Origin of the sequence: Actinotalea sp. JY-7885, assembly GCF_014525465.1 — a bacterium.
In the GTDB taxonomy this organism is placed as follows: domain Bacteria; phylum Actinomycetota; class Actinomycetes; order Actinomycetales; family Cellulomonadaceae; genus Actinotalea.
The window spans coordinates 1-4,617 of the sequence record NZ_JACEXH010000221.1 but is presented as its reverse complement, the minus strand read 5'-3'; the positions used below and the strand labels follow the sequence as shown (position 1 = coordinate 4,617).

General features: G+C 74.3%; 3 protein-coding genes. 1 reads left to right on the top strand and 2 read right to left on the bottom strand.

Annotation, left to right across the window (positions count from 1 at the left end; all coding sequences use genetic code 11):
- The coding region (locus IDM29_RS17720) for an FtsX-like permease family protein (protein WP_188037726.1) at positions 1–1,332 on the bottom strand (1,332 nt) is incomplete at its 3' end.
- A complete protein-coding gene (locus tag IDM29_RS15125) occupies positions 1,329–2,108 on the bottom strand; it encodes an ABC transporter ATP-binding protein (RefSeq protein WP_182113523.1) in 780 nt (259 codons plus the stop codon). The genes IDM29_RS15125 and IDM29_RS17720, both read right to left, overlap by 4 nt.
- 118 nt (positions 2,109–2,226) lie before the next feature.
- On the opposite strand from IDM29_RS15125, the gene valS reads away from it, so the two are divergent.
- Positions 2,227–4,617 (top strand): valine--tRNA ligase (gene valS / locus IDM29_RS15120; RefSeq protein WP_188037725.1); only part of this gene is annotated, 2,391 nt, incomplete at its 3' end.

Genomic DNA, 4,617 nt, shown 5'->3' with positions numbered 1-4,617 from the left:
CGCCGCACCGACGCCGAGCACCGTCCCGCGGTCGCCCACGCTCCCGGCGGTCGCCGCCGCCACGGCGGCGACGCCGCCCGCGAGGAGCAGGGCACCGACGACCGTCCGCGCCCGGGAGGCGCCGTCCGTCGAGACGACGTCGTCCCGCATCGCCTCCACGGGCGGCGTCACGGCCGCGCGCCGCGCGGGAACGGCCGCCGCCACGACGCTGACCAGGGTGCCCGTGAGCAGGGACACGACCACCGTCGCGGTGTCCAGGGGCACCGACCCGGACAGCTCCATCCCGAACCGGGCGAACGCCTCCCGCAGACCCGCGACGAGCGCGACCCCGGCGCCCACCCCGAGCGCGGAGCCGATCACGCCGACCACGGCGGCCTGGAGCAGGATCGAGGCGAGCACCTGCGTCGGCGACGCACCGATCGCGCGGAGCATCGCGTACTCGCGCTGCCGCTGCCGCACGATCATCTGGAAGGTGTTCGCGATGATGAACGCCCCGACGAACAGGGCCACGCCCGCGAAGACGAGCAGGAAGGTCGAGACGAAGCCCAGCACCTGGCCGATCTGCTCGCGGCTCTCCTCGCGCAGCTCGTCGCCCGTGACGACCTCCACGTCGTCGGCCCCGGCGACGGACCCGAGCGCGTCGCTCACGTCGGCGGCGAGCGCGTCCGGGGCGACGTCGGGCTCGGCGTAGACGGCGACGCTGCCGATGCGGCCGTCGGGCGCGTAGACGCTCGTCGCCGTGGCGGCGTCGAGCACGACGATCGTCGCCCCGGCGACCGGCGCACCGAGGCGGAGCTCGCCGACGACCTCGACGGGCACGACCTCGCCGCCGAGCACGACCGACGTCTCGTCGCCCACCGCGAGCCCCGAGGACTCGAGCGCGGAGGACTCCAGCGCGATCTCGCCGGCGCGCTCCGGCGCGCGCCCGGCGACGATGTCGACCTCGGGGTCGCTCTCGTGCAGGCCCAGCCCGAAGCTCGGGGGGCCCTGCGAGACGACGGCCGTGCCGTCCGCCCCGACGAGCACGATGGGGCCGCTGACCTCGGGGATCGCGGCGCGGACGCCGTCGACCTGCCCGAGCGCGTCGGCGATCTCCAGCGGGAAGGTCGCCGCGGGCGCGGGCTGGGCGTCCGTCGCGGCCGCGGCGTCCGCGGCGCGCACGTAGACGTCGGCGGGCAGACCCGCGTCCACGATGCCGTCGAACGTCGACGACAGCGTCGCCCGCAGCGAGAACGTGCCCGCCACGAAGGCGACGCCGAGCATGACCGCCACAACCGAGAGGAGCAGGCGGCCGAGGTGGGCCCGGATCGCGCGGAGCGCGACGCGGATCACGCCGGCGCCGTCCGGCGGCCGACGCCGAGGTCGCGGAGCGTGTCGAGCACGCTCTCCGCGGTGGGCCGCTCCAGCTCGCCGACGACGCGCCCGTCCGCGAGGAACAGCACGCGGTGCGCGTAGGACGCGGCGGTCGGGTCGTGCGTCACCATGACGACGGCCTGGTCGAGCTCGTCGACGGACCGTCGCAGGAAGCCCAGGACCTCGCCCGACGAGCGCGAGTCGAGGTTGCCCGTCGGCTCGTCGGCGAAGACCACGGCCGGGCGGGAGACCAGCGCGCGGGCGCAGGCGACGCGCTGCTGCTGCCCGCCCGAGAGCTCCGCCGGCCGGTGACTGAGCCGGTCGCGCAGGCCGACGGCGTCCACCACGGTGTCGAACCACGCCCGGTCCACGGGCGTGCGCGCGATGTCGAGCGGCAGGGTGATGTTCTCCTCCGCCGTGAGCGTCGGGATGAGGTTGAAGGCCTGGAAGACGAACCCGATACGGGTCCGCCGCAGGCGCGTGAGGCTGCGCTGGTTCATGCGCCCGACGTCGGCGCCGTCGACCACGACGCGCCCCGAGGTGGGGGTGTCGAGGCCGGCCAGGCAGTGCATCAGCGTCGACTTGCCGGACCCGGACGGCCCCATGATCGCCGTGAGCTCGCCCCGCTCGAGGTCGACGTCGACGCCGTCGAGCGCGCGGACCGCCGTCTCCCCCCGGCCGTAGACCTTGACCAGGGCGCGCGCCGACGCGATCGGCCCCCCGGCCGCGGCGGGATCTGGTGCCAGTGCTCGCATGCTCGTCCGTCCCGTCGTGGTCCCGGACCCATCATCGCCGTCGCCCGCGCCAGGACCAACACGGGCGGGCCGCCGGACCGCACCACGCACGCCCCGCGTTCTGGGAGAATCGGTGACCATGAGCACCGAGCACCCCACCACGTCCCCCGCCCCGTCGGCCGCCGCGCCGTCGCGCGTACCGGACAGGGTGAGCCTCGAGGGGCTCGAGGAGCGCTGGGACGCCGCGTGGGCCGAGCAGGGCACCTACGCGTTCGACCGCACGGCGACGCGCGACGAGGTCTACTCGATCGACACCCCGCCGCCCACGGTCTCCGGCTCGCTGCACGTCGGCCACGTGTTCTCCTACACGCACACCGACGTCGTCGCGCGCTTCTGGCGCATGCGCGGCAAGAAGGTCTTCTACCCGATGGGCTGGGACGACAACGGCCTGCCCACCGAGCGCCGCGTGCAGAACTACTACGGCGTGCGCTGCGACCCGACGCTGCCGTACGACCCGGACTTCACGCCCCCGCACGAGGGCGGCGAGGGCAAGAGCATCAAGAACGCCGACCAGGTCCCGATCTCGCGGCGCAACTTCGTCGAGCTGTGCGAGCGGCTCACGGTGCAGGACGAGCGCCAGTTCGAGGCGCTCTGGCGCCGGCTGGGCCTGTCGGTCGACTGGTCGCACCACTACCAGACCATCGACGCGCGGGCGCGTGCCGTCGCGCAGCGCGCGTTCCTGCGCAACCTCGAGCGCGGCGAGGCCTACCAGGCCGAGGCCCCGGGCCTGTGGGACGTGACCTTCCAGACCGCCGTCGCGCAGGCGGAGCTCGAGGCACGGGACTACCCCGGGCACTTCCACCGCGTCGCCTTCCACCGCACCGACGACGGCACCCCGGTCCACATCGAGACGACGCGGCCCGAGCTCATCCCCGCGGTCGTCGCGCTCATCGCGCACCCGGACGACGAGCGCTACGCCCACCTGTTCGGCACCACCGTGCGCTCGCCGCTGTTCGGCGTCGAGGTGCCCGTGCTGGCACACCCGGCCGCCGAGCCCGACAAGGGCGCGGGCATCGCGATGTGCTGCACCTTCGGCGACCTCACCGACGTCCAGTGGTGGCGCGAGCTCCAGCTGCCCACGCGCTCGGTGATCCAGCGCGACGGGCGCCTGCAGCGCGAGACGCCCGAGTGGATCACCGACGCCGCGGGCCGCCAGACGTGGGCGGAGCTCGCCGGCAAGACGACGTTCTCGGCGCGGACCGCCGTCGTCGACGCGCTGCGCGCCAGCGGGGACCTCGACGGCGAGCCCGTCGCGACCCAGCGCAAGGCGAACTTCTTCGAGAAGGGCGACAAGCCCCTGGAGATCGTCACCTCGCGCCAGTGGTACATCCGCAACGGCGGTCGCGACGAGGGCGCGGGCGCCGGGCTGCGCGAGGCGCTCCTCGCGCGCGGAAACGAGCTGGCGTTCCACCCCGATTTCATGCGCGTGCGCTACGAGAACTGGGTCGGCGGGCTCAACGGCGACTGGCTGATCTCGCGCCAGCGGTTCTTCGGCGTCGCCATCCCGCTGTGGTACGCCGTGGGCGAGGACGGCGAGGTGGACCACGCGCGTCCGATCCTCCCGGACGAGTCCGCGCTGCCGGTCGACCCGAGCAGCGACGTCCCGCCGGGGTACACCCCCGAGCAGCGCGGCGTGCCGGGCGGCTTCGTCGGCGAGGCCGACGTCATGGACACGTGGGCGACGTCCTCGCTGACGCCGCAGATCGCAGGCGGCTGGGGCTGGGACGACGACCTGTTCGAGCGGGTCTTCCCGATGGACCTGCGCCCCCAGGGCCAGGACATCATCCGCACCTGGCTGTTCTCGACGGTGGTCCGCTCGCACCTGGAGCACGGCTCGCTGCCGTGGGCCCACGCGGCGATCTCGGGCTGGATCCTCGACCCCGACCGCAAGAAGATGTCGAAGTCCAAGGGCAACGTCGTCACGCCGATGGGGCTGCTCGAGGAGCACGGCTCCGACGCCGTCCGGTACTGGGCCGCCTCGGCGCGCCTGGGCACGGACGCCGCGTTCGAGGTCGGCCAGATGAAGATCGGCCGACGCCTCGCGATCAAGGTCCTCAACGCGAGCAAGTTCGCGCTCTCGTTCGGCGCCGACACCACGGCGCTCGACCCCGCCGCGGTGACCGAGCCCCTGGACCGGGCGATGCTCGCCGGCCTGGCGGACGTCGTCGACAAGGCCACCCAGGCGCTCGAGGCCTACGACCACACGCGCGCGCTCGAGCTGACCGAGACCTTCTTCTGGACCTTCTGCGACGACTACCTCGAGCTGGTCAAGGACCGGGCGTACGGCAGCGCGGAGGCCGGGGCCGGCGCGACGGCGTCCGCGCGCGCCGCGCTCGCGCTCGCGCTCGACACGCTCCTGCGCCTGCTGGCACCGGTGCTGCCGTTCGCGACCGAGGAGGTCTGGTCGTGGTGGCGCGAGGGCACGGTGCACCGCGCGCCGTGGCCGGTCGCCGGGCCGCTGCGCGACGCG

Excerpts from the sequence above, each read along its gene's own strand:
- IDM29_RS15125 (WP_182113523.1), bottom strand. The coding sequence starts at position 2,108 with ATGCGAGCACTGGCACCAGATCCCGCCGCGGCCGGGGGGCCGATCGCG.